Source organism: Streptomyces sp. DvalAA-14, assembly GCF_900091855.1.
GTDB lineage: Bacteria > Actinomycetota > Actinomycetes > Streptomycetales > Streptomycetaceae > Actinacidiphila.
In genome coordinates, this window is the sequence record NZ_FMCH01000590.1 from 13,994 (window position 1) to 30,262 (window position 16,269).

General features: G+C 67.4%; 19 protein-coding genes and 1 pseudogene. 18 read left to right on the forward strand and 2 right to left on the reverse strand.

Annotation, left to right across the window (positions count from 1 at the left end):
• Window positions 1-562 precede the first annotated feature (562 nt).
• Window positions 563-799, reverse strand: a complete 237-nt coding sequence (locus GA0115240_RS31800) for a hypothetical protein (protein WP_093742127.1) — start codon at window positions 797-799, stop codon at window positions 563-565.
• A gap of 408 nt (window positions 800-1,207) precedes the next feature.
• On the opposite strand from GA0115240_RS31800, the gene GA0115240_RS31805 reads away from it, so the two are divergent.
• The 4 genes from GA0115240_RS31805 (at window position 1,208) to GA0115240_RS36440 (ending at window position 6,250) form a co-directional block, all read left to right on the forward strand.
• Window positions 1,208-1,870 carry a helix-turn-helix domain-containing protein gene (locus tag GA0115240_RS31805; RefSeq protein ID WP_093742130.1) on the forward strand — a complete coding sequence of 221 codons (663 nt, stop codon included), beginning with the start codon at window positions 1,208-1,210 and terminating at the stop codon, window positions 1,868-1,870.
• Between the two features lie 827 nt (window positions 1,871-2,697).
• The gene (locus GA0115240_RS31810; RefSeq protein WP_237555367.1) at window positions 2,698-2,979 is read left to right on the forward strand and encodes a helix-turn-helix transcriptional regulator; all 282 of its coding nucleotides are present in this window, start codon (window positions 2,698-2,700) and stop codon (window positions 2,977-2,979) included.
• Window positions 2,979-4,196: a site-specific integrase gene (gene xerC, locus GA0115240_RS31815; RefSeq protein ID WP_093742135.1), complete on the forward strand. Its 1,218-nt coding sequence runs from the start codon at window positions 2,979-2,981 to the stop codon at window positions 4,194-4,196. Before GA0115240_RS31810 ends, xerC begins: the two co-directional genes overlap by 1 nt.
• Window positions 4,197-4,729: 533 nt before the next feature.
• Entirely contained in the window at window positions 4,730-6,250 is a 1,521-nt protein-coding gene (locus GA0115240_RS36440; protein WP_141709039.1) for a PIN-like domain-containing protein, read from the forward strand.
• Between the two features lie 48 nt (window positions 6,251-6,298).
• Here GA0115240_RS36440 and GA0115240_RS31820 read toward each other — a convergent pair whose 3' ends face one another.
• Window positions 6,299-7,117 (reverse strand): class I SAM-dependent methyltransferase, encoded by an 819-nt coding sequence (locus GA0115240_RS31820; RefSeq protein ID WP_093742137.1) that lies wholly within the window; start codon window positions 7,115-7,117, stop codon window positions 6,299-6,301.
• Between the two features lie 60 nt (window positions 7,118-7,177).
• On the opposite strand from GA0115240_RS31820, the gene GA0115240_RS31825 reads away from it, so the two are divergent.
• From GA0115240_RS31825 to GA0115240_RS31880, 14 genes and pseudogenes are all read left to right on the forward strand, one after another.
• Window positions 7,178-7,894 carry a GntR family transcriptional regulator gene (locus tag GA0115240_RS31825; protein WP_093742139.1) on the forward strand — a complete coding sequence of 239 codons (717 nt, stop codon included), beginning with the start codon at window positions 7,178-7,180 and terminating at the stop codon, window positions 7,892-7,894.
• A gap of 637 nt (window positions 7,895-8,531) precedes the next feature.
• A complete protein-coding gene (locus GA0115240_RS31830) occupies window positions 8,532-8,984 on the forward strand; it encodes a Pycsar system effector family protein (RefSeq protein ID WP_093742141.1) in 453 nt (150 codons plus the stop codon).
• Window positions 8,985-9,103: 119 nt separating this feature from the next.
• The gene (locus tag GA0115240_RS31835; protein ID WP_346268005.1) at window positions 9,104-9,367 is read left to right on the forward strand and encodes a hypothetical protein; all 264 of its coding nucleotides are present in this window, start codon (window positions 9,104-9,106) and stop codon (window positions 9,365-9,367) included.
• Window positions 9,364-9,702, forward strand: coding sequence for a hypothetical protein (locus GA0115240_RS31840; RefSeq protein ID WP_093742145.1), 339 nt, complete (start codon window positions 9,364-9,366; stop codon window positions 9,700-9,702). The genes GA0115240_RS31835 and GA0115240_RS31840 overlap by 4 nt, the downstream gene beginning before the upstream one ends.
• A complete protein-coding gene (locus GA0115240_RS37445; RefSeq protein WP_161302603.1) occupies window positions 9,699-9,923 on the forward strand; it encodes a hypothetical protein in 225 nt (74 codons plus the stop codon). Before GA0115240_RS31840 ends, GA0115240_RS37445 begins: the two co-directional genes overlap by 4 nt.
• Entirely contained in the window at window positions 9,923-10,777 is an 855-nt protein-coding gene (locus GA0115240_RS31850; RefSeq protein WP_237555368.1) for a DUF2637 domain-containing protein, read from the forward strand. The genes GA0115240_RS37445 and GA0115240_RS31850 overlap by 1 nt, the downstream gene beginning before the upstream one ends.
• Before the next feature lie 17 nt (window positions 10,778-10,794).
• Window positions 10,795-11,112 (forward strand): hypothetical protein, encoded by a 318-nt coding sequence (locus GA0115240_RS31855; RefSeq protein ID WP_093742149.1) that lies wholly within the window; start codon window positions 10,795-10,797, stop codon window positions 11,110-11,112.
• 52 nt (window positions 11,113-11,164) lie between these two features.
• Window positions 11,165-11,326 (forward strand): pRL2-8, encoded by a 162-nt coding sequence (locus GA0115240_RS38880; protein WP_093742174.1) that lies wholly within the window; start codon window positions 11,165-11,167, stop codon window positions 11,324-11,326.
• The gene (locus tag GA0115240_RS31865; protein ID WP_093742151.1) at window positions 11,323-11,529 is read left to right on the forward strand and encodes a DUF6257 family protein; all 207 of its coding nucleotides are present in this window, start codon (window positions 11,323-11,325) and stop codon (window positions 11,527-11,529) included. The genes GA0115240_RS38880 and GA0115240_RS31865 overlap by 4 nt, the downstream gene beginning before the upstream one ends.
• 86 nt (window positions 11,530-11,615) lie before the next feature.
• On the forward strand, window positions 11,616-13,820 hold the full coding sequence (locus tag GA0115240_RS31870; RefSeq protein WP_093742152.1) for a cell division protein FtsK: 2,205 nt from the start codon (window positions 11,616-11,618) through the stop codon (window positions 13,818-13,820).
• Between the two features lie 280 nt (window positions 13,821-14,100).
• Window positions 14,101-14,481, forward strand: a pseudogene (locus GA0115240_RS38885) (DNA cytosine methyltransferase); the annotation flags it as partial.
• Entirely contained in the window at window positions 14,453-14,992 is a 540-nt protein-coding gene (locus GA0115240_RS38890; RefSeq protein ID WP_237555373.1) for a hypothetical protein, read from the forward strand. The pseudogene GA0115240_RS38885 and the gene GA0115240_RS38890, both read left to right, overlap by 29 nt.
• Before the next feature lie 23 nt (window positions 14,993-15,015).
• Window positions 15,016-15,174, forward strand: coding sequence for a hypothetical protein (locus GA0115240_RS38895; protein WP_237555374.1), 159 nt, complete (start codon window positions 15,016-15,018; stop codon window positions 15,172-15,174).
• Between the two features lie 87 nt (window positions 15,175-15,261).
• Window positions 15,262-16,167 (forward strand): bifunctional DNA primase/polymerase, encoded by a 906-nt coding sequence (locus GA0115240_RS31880; protein WP_093742156.1) that lies wholly within the window; start codon window positions 15,262-15,264, stop codon window positions 16,165-16,167.
• The last annotated feature ends 102 nt before the right edge of the window (window positions 16,168-16,269 follow it).

Below are 16,269 nucleotides of genomic sequence, written 5' to 3' on the forward strand. Positions count from 1 at the left end.
GGGAATCGTCCCTGGCGGCGAGGCAGAAGCGCTGGATGAAGCCTCCTCTGGGCTATCATCAATACGCCGATAGCCGACAAATACGGCGCATCGCCTTCGCCAGCTCCCCGCCCCGACCACCCTTGCCGCCAATTAGGTTGCGCACCGAAAAGCGAAGCTGCGGCGCCGCAGAAAAATGGGTAGCTGCGTACAACTGATTACCCATCAGAAAATTGGGTGAGTGCTAACTACGCTGTTTTGAAGGGAAGTTGCTCAGTCATGGGGCGGGAGTGAGTACCGCGACGAGCCTGGGGGATGAAGTTCGTCCCGCCAGAGGGCAGCGACCAGCGGGGAGTCGACGGCATTGCCCGGACAAGCGGAATTGAACCGGAAGAGACATGTGATCGCGCGTGGGCGGCAGACCAGGGACTGGACCGGCACCGGCGAACGCTGGTAACGCAGTAGGTACCCCGGCGGCCAACCGACGAGCGGACTACCGGGCCATTCCTCGTACGCAGCGGCTCCAGCCACGCCCGGTGGGTGTCCCCCACCGCCTTACTGATCGGTCCCGGCTTCCGGCCGGTCACCCGCGCTGCTCCCCGTCCCGCGCGCCGGCCTCTGCCGCCGCGGCCGGCTCCACCGGCAGGGGTCTGAGGCCCGTTCCGGCGGTCTGGACCGCCTGCGCGATCTGGTGCACGAGCAGTCCGAGGGAGGGGACCAGCGCACCAATCGCGGCGATCTGCCCCAGCGCGGTCATCACCGCACTCCACGCCAGGACCGTCATCGCCACGATGACGATCCACACCTGCCTTCGGATCATCGCCAGCCTTCCACTCACGATCAGTCGCCGATCGAATCCGGTAGATATCCGGCTTCCTCAGCGGTGCCGTCGCCTCATCGAGAGCTGGAGCGCCAGCATGGAGCGTGCGCGCCCGCGCACGCCACGTGATCACCGGATCGCGGAACAACACTGTCGCTGTTGAAGGTTTCGCCGCAGGTCGGCGCACAAGTGTGTGCGAATGATCCCCTGTTGACTGCTTTTACGGGCGAAGTTCCAGGTTTTCCTTGCCTCCGGGCGCCCCGGAGCGCACATCGGGGGCCGGCGCCACGGCGTCGGCCTTCCATCCGGTAGGCGTCCCCCGTGCCGAGGCCAAAGTGGGGACACACCCTGGTGTCCGGCCCACTTCCCGGGCCGGACACCAGCCCGATACGGCCCTCAGGTCGTGCGGTGAGCCTCGCCGGCGTCCTCGCCAGCGGCCTGACGGTCGCCGATCTCGCCGAGCAGAGCCACAATTCGAAGTCGAAGATCTCTGTGCTGCTGCGGGGCGAAGATCTGTACCCGCGCTGGGAGATCATCCACAGTGTCCTGCGAGTGCTGGAGATACCGGCCTGGCCGGTGTGCCGGCTGTGGGTAGCCGCCGCGTTCGAGGCGAACAAGAAGCAGGAGTGGATCGATGGCTGTATCAGCACCGCGGTGCTGACGATCGCCCCCCAGCGGCCTCCCCTGGACCACCGCGCCTTCGCTCTGTCCAACACCGGCGCCTACTCCAGTTACGGCGAGGTGTTCCTGCGCGACAGGGCCCAGGTCCGCAGCGCGGTCAGCAACGCCCTCGACATCTTGTGGCTGCGCTGGGACGAAGCGCTGCGCAGCCCACAGGTCCAGCGGTTCGCCTGGAGGATCTTCCGCCGGATCGTCGGGCGCTGGAGGGCGGCCCGCGGGGCTGGGCCGGTCGAGGACGCGCAGCCACTGTCGCTGCGGCCCACTGGCTCGACACGGCAGCACAAGTCGCCGCTGACGTCAGGGGACATCCCACCCACGTGGTCCCCGAAGCCGACAACATCGAAGCGCTCCCCCACGCAAGCCTTCTGTGGTGGTCCTCGGTCTCATTGACGGCGTGTCAGCCCGCACGACGCCGTCACCGACCTCGTTCGCTACGCCCTGCACCTCGCCGACGGTCTTTGACTGAGCCCATTGCCCCGCGTGATGGACTCGAGGAGCTGGAGGAGACCGTCGCCAGTACGCGGGTGACGAGGAACCCGACCTCAGTAACGTCGCCTTGCGTCTGACCCCTTGGCCCCAAACGCCCCGCCCGTGATCTCCTCGAGGACCTCATCACGGGCATTCAGGGCTGTTGGCTCCTCTACGACGAATACGCCGGCCATGAGGCAGAGCCGGGCACCGACAACGCGGAGGAATGGGACGACGAGGAAGCCGAACGGCAGCAGATCCGCAGCCGTGCACGCTTCGCTCAGCAGGTACGTGTCGTCGCAGACGCCAGCACAATCGGCTCATCTGAGTGCGCTCAGGCCGTAGTAGATAGCACTCGGGTCCCTGCGGGCGCCGAGGACCTCATCCCTGCCCGGTGACAAGCAGCAACCCTCGGCGTTCGGCCGTGGTTGCCAAGGGAGCCGCTCGCCAGGCTCTATGCCGATGCCCACCCTGACCGGGTCCGGCGTACCCGCTGTTGGGAATCGAAAAATCCCACCACTACGGCTTTCCCCGCACCCGATAACACGGAAATAACCGTCAGGCAAACCGGGCTTTCTGAAGATACTGGATCCATCAGCCGCAGAAGACGGGCTGTGTTCTCCGGTGGAGAACTAGCCCCCTGCGACCTGGACTTCGTGTGTTTTCCGTCCATTGTTGTGTCGAGCCTCGGGGGATTGAACAATCCCACGGATTCAGCCGCCCCTCCATCAATCGAACTCAGGATGTGCATGTCGCTGAGCAACGCGCCGCTGGCCGCCCGGCAGAGAACCCGGGAATCCGGCGCTATACCCGACCCGCCTGGCCACGCGCCGGCGGAAATGCTGACCACGCAGGAAGTCGCCCGGCTCCTGCGGGTGGACCCCTCCTCCGTCCGCCGCTGGCGCTCCCAGCAGCCGCCGCAGGGACCGCCCTTCGTGCGGCTGTCCCAGCGCAAGGTCCTCTACGACGCCGCCGACCTCCAGCACTGGCTCGAGCAGCGCCGCACCGACACGGAGCAGGAGGCCGCCTGATGCCCTATATCCACCAACTCCCCCTCGCCGTCGAGTTGCGCGAGGACATCGAGCACCGCCCCGGCCGGCCCCTGCCCTACAAAGCCCGCGTGCGATGGACCGATCCGCACAGCCATGAGCGCCGCTCGCTGTCCCAGTCCCACCCCACACAGGACTCCGCGCAGGAGTGGATCGACTCCCTGCGCGCCTCCGCCGCCCGCGGCATCGACCCATCCGCCTCCACGCAGAGCCTCGCGGCCTACGGCAACGCCCACATGGAGCTGGCGCTGCGCGGTCTGGAGCCGAAGACCACCGACCCGTATCTGGCCGGGTGGCGGCTGCGGGTGGTGCCCGCGCTCGGGCACCTGCCCGTCACCATGGTCACCAACGGCGTCGTCGACCGCACCGCCTACGCCTGGATCGCCGACGGCGAAGGCCGCTCCACGGTCAAGAACACCCTGGCCGTCCTGGTACGCGTGATGGAGCAGGCTGTTCGCGACGGACTGATCACCACCAACCCGGCCCGGATCAGCGGCTGGCAGAAGCAGTACAAGCTCGCCGAGGACGAACTCGACGACCCCCGCTCCCTGGCCCTGCGGGACTGGGCCGCGCTGCAGGACCTGTCCGCCGCACTGGTCGCCCGCTCCCACGGCCACTACCCCGGCTGGGGCGAGGCGGTCACCTTCGCCGCCTGCACCGCCGCCCGCATCGGCGAAGTCTCCGGCGTCCGCGTCAAAGACATCGACCGCACCCACTGGATCTGGACGGTGCGGCGCCAGACCACCCCCTCCCCCGGCGGCCTCACCGACAAGAACACCAAAGGCAAGATCGCCCGCCGCGTGCCCCTCATCGAAGAAGTCCGCCCCATGCTCGCCCAGCGCCTGCTGGCGCTGGGGGGCGAGCCCGACGCCCGGCTGTTCACCGGACCCCTCGGGGGACGGATCACCACCGCCGTCCTGCGCGACGCCACCCACTGGGACGACGTCATCCGCCACCTCGGCTACCACCACCTGCGCCGCCACGACCTGCGCCACACCGGCCTGACATGGATGGCCGACGCCGGCGTCCCCCTGCACGTCCTGCGCCTCATCGCCGGACACGGCTCCCTGCAGACCACCCAGCGCTACCTCCACCCCGACCTGCAGGCCGTCATCCGCGCCGGCCACTCCCTCACGGCCCACCTGACCCAGGCCCCGCAGCCCACCCCCGGACTCGCCGCGACCCTCACCGCCTTGTAGGAACCCGACAAGAACAGGACGGAACAAAAACTCCCGGTCCCCGAGAAAACCGACCCTGATCTGCACGTTTCCCCCAGCCCTGGTCCGCAAATGGTCCCCAGAAGCTGACGGCGCATCAGGTGGAAACCATTGCCGGGAAACGGCGAAGGGCCCGCTGACCTGGCCAAATGCCAGTCCAGCGGGCCCTTCAACACCGTCGGGACGACAGGATTTGAACCTGCGACCCCTTGACCCCCAGGCGCGCGCAGGCAGAGTCGCAGAGCCTCGACGCCACGCCGCTAGCGCCCCCGACGCGGCCGGCGGTGCGTGGCTATCCCCCGGCATCCATCGGTGTTGATGTCAGCCGTTGATGTCGCCTGCGGCCTGTTGCGGAGGAACTTGAGCTGTGCCATGTGACCTTCACACCCGCTGCTCTAACTGCGCTCACTAGCATCAGCAATGGCCTCGTGTCACGAATTTACCTGATCTCTTTCCGATCGCACATCGGACGGGTAAGGTACCACCTCCCAGACAAAACGAGGCGTGATACTCCCATGACTTCTACCTTCTTGTCGGCTTTCCCCGGGCACTGGCGGCGACCAGCCGACGATTACAGGGATGCAATTAAGACCTCTCTCATCGTCCTTGACACCAATATCTTGCTGGGTCTCTATCGATTTACCCCAGCGGCACGCAGCGAACTGTTTGATGTTCTATCGAAGGTGGAAGACCGCCTCTGGGTTCCAAATCAAGTAGTGGATGAATATTATCAGAGGAGAATCGACGCAGTAAAGGAACACATCGATCTTTACAATGAGGTCCCAAAAGCAATATCGGATCACAAGGCAAAAATACTGTCGGAGATCCGCAATTTCGCCAACCGATGCTCACTTTCTGGTCCCGACAAGAACGAGCTTATCGACCCTGTCGAAGCATCTATAAAAGATGTGTTGGAAAAGATAAAGATTCACGAAGAGAAATTCGACCTGACCCTAGAGAAAGTCGTTAACGCCGATCCAATCTTGTCAGCCCTCGCTCAACTACTCGACGGCAAAACGGGTGACCCCTTCAGCGCAGAAGAGAAGGAATCCCTACTGAAGGAGTTCAGTAACAGAGTCGAAACCAAAACGCCACCAGGATATCGTGACGCGGGAAAAAAGGAGAATGCCCACGGCGACTACTTTATATGGGAACAAGTGATCCGAGAGTCTAAGGCAAGAAATATGCCCATTCTCATGGTCACCAATGACGCAAAGGAAGATTGGATTCGCAGAGAAGCTGGGCTAATTGTCGGCGCTCGTCCCGAGCTTATAGAAGAGATGAAAAGCCGAGCCGATACAGAACTACTAATCACTCAGTTGGGGCTTTTTTTGAAAAGTGCCAAGGCTGAACTCGGCGCCTCGGTTAGCCCGTCCACCGTTGCACAAGCGGAAAGCCTTAGGAGCAAGTCACCCTCAGCCGCTCGTCGGCTGAGGGTCGGAGTGTACATCCATCCTCAACTGGTCCGCGAGCTGGGCGACCTGCTCAATGCGAGCACAGCAGAGGTGAATAAACTTGAGCGATTTCTTTCGTCTAAAGAAATCGAGTCGCATGATCTAATCGCCTTGCGAACGATACTTCAGAAGGAATTGAAGCGTCGCGAATTTCTTTCAACGTCTCTATTTTGCGTGCGCGAGAATATTGTAAGTGAAACGAAACTCGATTACATCATCGGATTTCCAGATGAGGTCAGTTTCGAACAGGCGCGCTCCGCCTTGCATGCACTCCGCCGCCGTGCACGCCACATGTTGCACACAGGCAGGGCCGAAATACGCAACACTGAGGGAGAAGACCCCGCGATCAGGGAACAAATAAACTCCCTACTAATTTCCAAGGGCTTTGCCCACGAGCAAATGGAACGCTTGAACGCCGTCACTATGGAAGCGCATCATCGGGCAAGAGAAGGCGACCCAAAAGGATACGAGGAATACACTGCAGCCAGGGAAGAGCTGACATCGTCGGAGGTTGCTCTGGCCAATATAGAAGAGCAACTGCGCGAGCTAATTGCGCGAATGGAAGGCGACCGTGAGAGCTAAAGATGCAACCGGCTAATTCCGAAGAATACTGGCTTGACCTAGATCCGGTCATCTCGGGGTGGGGAGTTCAGTACCAATGGCCAGAAGATGCGAACTTGCAGAAAGCAACTCCGGATGAGGCTCAGCCAAGCGTGCCGCCGCTAGGACCGATTCGAAGAGTGCATCACCTGGATAATGGCCCTCTCGCTGCTCAACCGCTTTGAGTTGAGACCAGGCAGGCCCCTCGATCCCGAATACCGTTACGTGTTGTAGGCCCGATTCAGTCAGTTCAGCGACTAGTTCGGCGGCTCGGTGAAAGTAGGCCAGCGTGAACCCGCGCCTGCCGTCGTAGACAGCGGTGCGGAGGATCTCAGAGACGGATGCTTGCATCCGCTCGGTGTGCATGTGGGCCAAGGCCGCATGCTCAAAGAGGGACGCATAGCGGTTGATTGCGGCTGCGGCGACCAAACCGCCGGGGCGTACGACGCGCCGGGCTTCGGCGAGTGCCTGCCGGCGGTCTGCGGGGTCGGGCAGGTGGTAGAGCGGGCCCAGCAGCAGCACCACGTCGTAGCTGCCGTCGGCGGCCTGTAGGTATCGCGCGTCACCGATTGAGGCTCGACAGATGCTCGACGCCTGTTCGACGTGGCGCGCGATCGGATCCACCAGGTCGACCTCATACCCATCCGCAACGAGCCATCGGGCGTGAGTCCCAGGGCCGCCGCCGACGTCCAGGATCTTGGCAGGCGCCGGCGGGAGGTAGCGGCGCAAGAGTTCCTGTGTGCGGATCAGTTCGAGTCGTCCGTCTGCCGCAGTGCTCAGGCGCTCGCTCTCATCGATCGTCTCGGAGTAGAAGCGTGCGACCTCGGGTGCCAGCTCTAGGTTCGACATGATGGCAGTATCCTGTGTACCGGTGGACCAGTCCAGTACAGATTGCCCTCAGGAGGGCGTATGGCGCTGCTGAAGTACGAGGAAATCGCGGAGTCGGTGCGCGCACGCGTCGCCAACGGTGAGTTCGCGCCTGGCGACACCGTGCCGTCCACTCGCGAGTTGTCCGAGCAGTGGTCCGTGTCGCGGGCGACAGCGATCAAGGCAATGGACGTTCTGCGGGCCGACGGGGTGGTCGAAGCCCGGCAGGGCACCGGGTTCGTTGTCACCGAGGTTCCCATCGCGCGTCCTGCTGGTGGGCGCCGAGCAGGATCAACCCGAGTGACCGGCGGGATGCCTTTCCTCCGGGTCGGAACGCCGGACTGGGCTACACCGCCAGCACAGGTCGCCGACGTGCTCGGGCTGCACGAAGGGGTGCAAGCTCTCCGACGGGTGCGCGTGCTGCAACTGCCGGATGGCAGTCCGCACAGCTACGTCGAGGCATGGTTCCCACCAGACATCGCAGAGCAGGCCCCGCGCCTCGGCCACGCTGCCCCACTGGCGGAGGGGACCACCCGGTACGTGCGTCGCTGCACAGGGCGCTTCCCCGTGGAGGGCCAGGACGTCACCACGGTGCGCCTGGCGACTGAAGTTGAGGCAGACAACCTACGGCTGTCCGAACCAACGGCCGTCGCCGCGGTTCTCCATACCGCCTACGACCAAGAGCATCGCGCGCTCGTCTGCGAGGAGGGCGCAACGCCTGCGGCCTACTTCGAGCAGGTTGAGACCTACGCCATGTAGAGCCGCCGGCTGACATAGAAGACCTGGACCAGTCCACCGGTCCAGGTTTTTTTATTGCCCGTCAGATGCCCAACTACCTGCGCTAACGCCTCTCCGTGGACGCGCCGTTGCCCACGAGCGGCTTGACCGGACCGGTCCACCGGTCCAGTCTTCTCTCTGTGGCCACGCGCCGGTCCGGGTCTCTCCGGACGACTGCAAGGCCATGCCTAGGGGTCCGGGACAGATCGGGCCGAGGTCACCGGCGCCTTGTCAGCCGGATGGCACAAGACCGAAAGGTCACGTCTCTGCCTACAACGGGCTTCGGCGGCTCTTCCGTAAGACGGGAGCCGCTGTCCCGAAGGAGACATCGCACGTCATCGACTGCCGCAGCGCGTTTGCGTGCTGCGGCCGGTTGCCTCCCCGAGCTGTCTCGCATAGCTCGGGCTGAGGGGAGCCGGAGCGAAGCCGACTCGACGTACAGCGGCCCCGCACGGTGCGCGAACACCGGACGGGGCCTTGACCACCTACCTGACGAACCCAGGAGGCGATCCGCCATGGATCGTATCGACCCCGCTTTACCCCTGACCGACGCCGAACGAGACGAACTGTCGCGGAAGGTCGCCGATGCCAACAAGCGTTCGGAGAACGGAAGCGGCCGATGAGTGCCGACCGCACAGACGCCAGTCTGGATGCTGCCCGACTCGACGCGAAGGCGGAGATCGCGCGCACCGATTCGAAGGTGTCGTTGCTGCTGGCGTTCGTCGGCGCGGTGCTGGCGGGTGTCTGGACCGTTGGTTCAGGGCTTCACCTGCCGGTGCTCGCCGCGGTGCTGGGCGGTGCCGGAGTGTTGCTGCTGTTGGTCGTGGCCGGTGTGCTGCTGTGGGCAGTCCGTCCGAACCTCGGTGGCGGCCGGCCGGTGGGGTTCCCGCACTGGGCCACGCTCACCGCCGCGGAGATCCGCAGCGAACTGGCTTGTGAGGACCGAGCCGAGCACATTGCGACCCTGTCGCGGATCGCGGTGCGGAAGTTCACGCACCTGCGGCGCGCGGTGGATCTGACCTGTATCGCGCTGGTTCTGCTGGTCGCAGCCCTGCTGACCAGCCTCGTCTGACCTTTCACCCCGCGCTCGGGACGGCTGCACATCCGCCAAGACACCGGCCGTCCCGGGCCCCCTTCCCCTTCCGTTCGGAGACGCTTCCCATGCGTGACTACATCGGGCCCCACACGGCCTTGACCACTGACGATTTCCTGGAACTCGCCCTGGGCACCCCGCTGGAGCTGTGGCTGGGCACCGACGGCGAGACCGAGCAGGACCGCGCCGCCCGCGAGGCCGCGGCCCGCGACATCCTCGCCGACGACCCCGCGCTGTTCGACCGCACGACCGCGCTGGCCGTCGAGACCATCGGCCAGACCATGCCGGAGCTGCTGCGCCTGACCCCCGCCCCCCGCCCGGCGCCGGTTCGCCGGCCGCGCCGTAAGGGGGTTGCGGCATGAATAGCGTGACCGCCCCCGCCCCGCTCCCCCTGCATGCGCTGTCCATCCCGCTGACGGTCCTGCGGCGGCTGGCGGAGGACTTCCCGCACCTGCCCGCCCCGACGGTCGATGTCACGACCATCTACCCGGACCGGCTGACCCTGACGTTCTTCGACAACCTGCCCGCGTTCGAGGCGTGGCGGGCCGCGCTGCGCATCTCCTGTGAGCAGGTGACCTGCAACATCCAGTCCTCGGGCCGTCAGTGGCGGCTGAACGCACAGACCGCGTTCGAGGGTGCCACGGTGTGCCTGGTCGGCTACGCCGATGTACCGCAGGCGGGCGGTGAGTCGTCATGAGCGCCCACCGTGCGTTACTGCTCGCCGTACGCCGCTTGCGGCTGCTGGCGATCCTGGCCGGTCTGGCCTGGCTGCTGGGTATCGCGCCGCCCGCGCCGTTGCGGCTGCTGCTGCTCGGGGTGTTCGGCGTCGCGGTGGTGCTCGATCTGCTCGCCGACGCCGGCCTGACCCCGGGCCCGGTCCGGCTGACCGGCTGGGGCCGCCGCGGGGGTGATGAGTGATGAACCGCAAGGCCAAAACGCTGCTCGTACTCGCGCTGGTGATTGTGGTCGGTATGGCGTTTCGGGTGTCGTGGAACGCGCTGCGAGACATCGCCAGCGCGATCGGCGCCGACTCCTCCGCCGCGCTGCTCTACCCGTTCGTGGTCGATGGACTGATGGCGCTGGCGCTGGTGGCCGCGCTCGTGCTCACCGACGACGATCGCCGTTTCGCGCTGCGCGTGCTCGCCGGGTACACCGCCGCGTCGCTGGTGCTCAACTACGTGCACGGCATGGTGCCCGCACTGCACACGCACACGGCGGTGCGCATGCATCTGGCCGCGTGGGCGCCCGCCAACTGGGTGCTGGTGCTGCTGGCCACGTCCCTGCCCGTCGGCAGTATCTTCTTCGGCTCCGATCTGGTGGCCAAGGTGCTGCACCACCGCCCCACACCGGCGTCCGACGCGGCATCCGGCAGCGCCTCGGCGCCCACCGCCGAACGCGGTGAAGGCGCAGTTCAGCCCGCGTCCGCTCCCGCACCGGATTCCGATCCGGCACCGCTGCCCGGCCCCGCGCCCGCCCGGCCCGCCCGGGTGCGTACGGCGCCGGGCAAGCCCCGCGCACCGCAGACCCCGGGCACCGGCCGGACCGTGCGTCCGGTGCGCACCGATGCGGAACTGCTGGACGCACTGCGGGACCTGCGCACCGGCGCGGTCGGGCCGGTCTCGCAGCGCGCCGCGCTGGCCGCGCTCGGCATCGGTGTGCCGCGCCTGCGGGCCCTGCTCGCCGACCACGACCTCACCCTTGACCCGATCCCGGCCCCCGCGCCGCTGCACCTGGTCGACACCGACCATGGCGACGGCGCGGCGGCCCTGTGAGAACGGCAGGCACCCCCATGACCGACCTGTCCAAAGCATCCGCCGACGCGGTCGAAGCCGCCAGGCAGGGCGAACAGTTCGCCCTCATCCTCGCCGCCGTTCAGGCCGCACAGCTCATACAAGCCCAGCAGCCCACCCCCGCGCCCCCGCCCGTCGCCGTGCCGCAGCAGTCCAGCGCCGGCGCGGTCGGCAAGTGGCTGGCCATCGGTGCGGGCGCGTCCATGTTCATGATCACCGTGGCGTTCGCCGCGGTGGCACTCGCCATCGCGTCCGCGTGCATCGCCCTGGTGGCGCTGGTCGTCTACGGCATCTACCGCGACATCAGGAAGCGGTGACCGCCCACCCCCACCCAACGCCCTGACCTTCTGGACCTGGAGGAGGCCCGTCCTGTCCACCGCAGCGAACCCGCCCAAGGGCCAGTGCTCCCAGTGCTGGCAGCACGCCTACACCTCCCGTGAAGCCCACAAGGGACTGGGGCCCCGCGAGGACTGCCCTGCCTGTGTGGACCACATGGTCAAGGGCCACCCTGACCACATGATCGTCAAGTGACCAACCCCGGAGGCATCGTGATCCGCACCCACCCCGACGACCCGCCCCTGACCACCCGCGAGGCCGCCGACATCGCCCGTATCACCGCGCTCGCCGCGCTGCGCGGGGGTGTCCTGACCACCCGCCAGGAAAACCGGATCGACCGCATCATCGACGGCGCCCACCAGCGCGCCAACAAGGCCGCCACCGCGGCCAGCACGTGACTCCACCCCGGGGTGGCCGCACATCCGCCAAGACACCGGCCACCCCGGGCCCCTCACTCCTCATGCAGGAAGAAGGAACCACCAGCATGACCGAGATCATCGACCTTAGCGCCCACCGGGCCCGCACCCGCCCGGATGCGCCGATACCCGACTCCGCCCCGGACCTGACCAAGTACGATGCGCCGCCCGCACCGCGTGAGGTGCTGGAAGGCGTCGTCATCCCCTCCGGTGTTCCCGCTGGGGGGAAGGCGGCTGCCGGCCGCGCGGCGTTGCGTCGCAGCGCCCGTGCCGTCGCTGTGACGCGGCACGTCGTGACCCACGACCGCACCAAGAACGGCGCTCGACTGGCCACCCGGCACACCGCCTACGTGGCCGGCGGCGCCCGCATCCTGGCCAAACGCGCGTGGGACGGCCGGACCACCGCCCGCTACGAACGCATGATGCGATCGGCCGAAGCGGCGGGCCAGCACGAATCCGCCCTTGAATGGGAGCAGCGCGCGGCGGCGTTCCGTCAGCAGCGTCACCAGCGCCGTATGGACCTGCTGACCGCGCCGCAGCGGCTGGTCAAGGGCGCGGTCGTGGGCACCGCCGGTACCGCAGGCGGCCTGCTCGGGCTGGGCATCTTGCTGGCGGTTGCCGAGCACAACCCGGACGCGGTGCTGGCGCCGACGATGTTCACCATCGACATGATCCGGTGGGCGGTGGTCATCGTGTCGGTGGTGTGGGGCCCGGCGCTGTTCCTGGCCCCGTGGCTGGCGTTCCTCGGGTTGTGGAACACCGGACGGCACGGGCAGGCCGCCCCACAGTGGACCCTGCCCGGGGGCGGTCCGGACAAGCGGGACGTGGTGCCGGACGAGGGCGCGATCCTGGACGCGCTGCGCAACCTGGGCATCCCCGCGCTGAACAAGGCTTTCAAAGACGGGTGGCAGCCCCGCTGGGTCTCGCCGACCGTGCGCCTGGGCAACGGGTACCACACCCGGTTGCAGCTCCCGATGGGTGTCACGGTGGAGAAGGTCAACGACTGCAAGAAGATCCTCGCCCACAACCTGCTGCGCCTGCCGGTGGAGGTGTGGCCGACCGAGCCGCGTGACCAGCCCGGCGTCATCGACTTGTGGGTCGCCGACCAGGGTAGCCTGTCCGGTCCGGTGCCGCCGTGGCCGCTGCTCACCGACGGCACCGCCGACTACTTCAAGGGCGTGCCCGTCGGGGTTTCGCAGCGCGGGGAGCCGGTGTTCGGCAAGCTCATGGCCGCCAACTACATGATCGGCGGCATCATGGGCACCGGGAAGTCGTCCCTAACCGTGGGGCTGCTGCTGGGGGCAATGCTCGATCCGCTGGTGGACATCGACGTCTACGTCATGGCCTACAACATCGACTACGACCCCATGCGCGAGCGGCTGCGGACCCTGGTCAAGGGCGACGAGGACGAGCAGATCGAAGCCGCCCTCGACGCGCTGCGGGACCTGCGCGACGAGGTCACCGAGCGCGGCAAGCTGCTCGCGGAGTTGGGTGGGGACGACCCGAAGCTGACCCGTGAGCTGGCCGAACGCGACCCGCGGATGCGCCCGCGGGTGGTCGTCTTCGACGAGTGCCACGAGCTGTTCATGCACAAGAAGTACGGCGAGGAAGCCGCTGAACTGGCCATCAAGGTGATGAAGAAGGCCCGCAAGCTGGGCATCACCCTGATCTGGGTCACGGTCTCGCCGACCGCGGACAGCATCCCGAAGGACGTCACCCGCAACACCTCCCACCGGGCTGCGTTCGCGGTCGGCGACCACGTCGCCAACGACGGACTCTTGGGCACGGGCAAGCACCGCGCGGGCATCACCGCCACCACCCTCAGCCCCGCCGAAGACGTCGGCACGACCCTGACCGTGGGGTTCACCAAGAACGCGTTCGAGCTTCTGCGCACGTACTACGTGCGCAAGGACGCCAGCACCGACCAGGTCACCCCGGTGGTGGCCAGGGCGCTGGCGCTGCGCGAAGGGGTCGCACCCTCGGCTCCGGTAGTGCCGACGGGCGCGCCGGTCGATCACCTCGCCGACATCGCAGCCGTGCTCGGGGACCAGGACCTGATGCGCACGCAGGAGGTGTTGCAGCGCCTCGCCGCGCACAACCTGCGTGAGTACGGCGGCTGGACGTTCACCGAGCTGCGCCGGGTGCTGGACCCGCACGGGGCGGTCCGCAAGGTCAGCGTCATGGTCGTGGACCGCGCCAAGGTCCGCGAAGCCCTCGCCAACCGGACCACCGACGCGGACGCCACGGACACCGCCGAAGGTGACTTTGAGTAAGGGAGGGAGCCAGGGAGGCAGGGAGAACTCCCTGACCCCCTCCCTAACCCCGCCTCCCTGACCTGATCTGCGGCAACACCGCTACAGGGAGGCAGGGAGGCACATCCTCTGGACCTGCGGAAACCCCGAAAATGGCTACTTCCCGGGGTGAACCCTGCCTCCCTCCCTGCACTTAGAGTTACCAATGTTGAGGGGAGAACGCCACCTCATGAATCATCCGGAGACCATCCCGGACGTCCTGCGGCTGGGCTCGCTGTGCACCGGATACGGCGGCCTGGACATGGCCGTCCAGGCCGTCATCGGCGGGTCGCCGGCGTGGGTCGCCGACAACGACCCCGGCGCCGCCCGCATCCTCGCCCACCACTTCCCGGACGTGCCCAACCTCGGGGACATCACCGACACCGACTGGACCACTGTTCCGCCCGTGGATGTCGTGCTGGGCGGGTACCCGTGCCAGCCGTTCAGCTCTGCGGGCAAGAGGAAGGGAACTGCTGATGCCCGGCATATCTGGCCCCACATCGCCACCGCCCTTCGCGTTCTACGACCCCGTCTCGCGGTCTTTGAGAACGTCGCAGGTCACCTTTCCCTCGGATTCGACACCGTCCTGTCCGACCTTGCCGCCCTCGGGTTCGATGCGTGCTGGCGCACTCTTCGCGCATCGGATGTCGGCGCCGCCCACCAGCGCAACCGCCTGTTCGTCATCGCCTGGCCTGCCGACACCGGCAGCCAGGGACTGGCGCGGCGGCGGCCAGAGGGGGCAACTGCCGACCGCGGTGGGCTCGCTGCTGCCGACCCCCTCGACGTCGGAGGCGACCGGCGCCGGCCACGCCGCGCAGGGCGGGATGAACCTGCGGCACGTCGTCTCGCTGCTGCCGACCCCGAGAGCGTCGGAGCGGGAGAACCGGCAGACCAGGCGCACCCCGTCGCAGGAAGCGGGACGGCACGGCCTGTGCCTGGCAGCCGAGGTGTGCGAACTGCTGCCGACCCCGGTCGTGGGGGACTCCAAGGGAGCCCGGCAGGCGACCGCACCCAACCCGCGCAGCACCTCGCCGACGCTGACCGATCTGACATTCACCGGCCTGGCTGGGGCCGCTACGCCGCCGCGATCCAGCGGTGGGAAGCGGTCATCGGACGTCCCGCCCCCGGGCCAGTTGACGCTCTGGGACGCCTGAACCCGCCCCTCGTCGAGTGGCTGATGGGCCTGCCCGAAGGGCACGTCACCGCCGTGCCCGGCCTGTCGCGCACCGCGCAGCTCAAAGCCCTCGGCAACGGCGTCGTCCCCCACCAGGCCACCGCCGCACTCCGCACCCTGCTCGCCGCAGCACATCCCCACACTGCGGCACACGCCGCCTGAATCCGCCCGGGGCGGCCGCCGCATCTCGCCAAAGAACCGCGGCCGTCCCGGTACCAGCACCCATCAAGGAACCGGAGACCACCCAGCATGACCCATCCCACCCCATCCCCGCTGCTGTCCGCAGCACTGGCCGCAGCCGCCCGCGGCTGGCCCGTCATCCCACTGCACCCCGGCGGGAAGGTCCCCGCGCTGCACGGGGAACGCCGCTGCCCCCGTACCGGCGACTGCGCCGACGGACACCGCACGTTCGAGCAGCGCGCCACCACCGACCCCGACCGCATCCAGAGCTGCTGGACCTCGGGCCCGTTCAACGTCGGTATCGCCACCGGCCCCGCCGGACTGCTGGTGGTCGATCTCGACACGCTCAAGCCGACAGACGAAAAGGGCACGCCTGACGGCGTGGAAACCTTCTCTGCGCTCTGCGAGCGCGCCGGGAAGCCCGCACCGGTCACCCGCCGCATCCGGACCGCAAGCGGCGGGCAGCACCTGTACTTCAGCGTCCCGCCCGGCATCCGGCTCGGCAACACCGCCGGAACCGTCGCCCGGAAGGTGGACACCCGCGCATGGGGCGGACAAGTCGTCGCCCCCGGCAGCCGAACCCCTGTGGGCCCGTACACGGTCCTGGACGACTCCCCCGTTGCAAACCTACCCGAATGGCTCCAAACAGCTCTGACGGCCCCTCAGAAGCCCGTGGCGGCCACCATCCGGCCCGTGGCCACCCGCGACGCCTCCCGTCTCGCCACGGTGGTCCTCGAACGCGAAACCGCCGCAGTCGCCATGGCCGTTGAGGGCGGGCGCAACGCCGAACTGCTGCGCGCCGTGCGGGCGGTGGGCCGGTTCGTGGCGTGGGGGGACCTTGACCGCGCCACCGTAGAAGCGGCTTTTCAGGCGGGGGGCGAAACCGCCGGACTGCCAGCGTCCGAGTGCCGCGCCACCATCCGCAGCGCCCTGGACTACTCCATCCGCACCGCCCGACCCCGGGAGGCGGCATGAACCCCGGACCCCGCCCCGCCCTGAAAAGCCTCACCCCCACCCCCGACCACCCCCACCCCGCCGGACCTGGCCGCAAGGTCCACCGGCCGTGGTGCGCCGAAG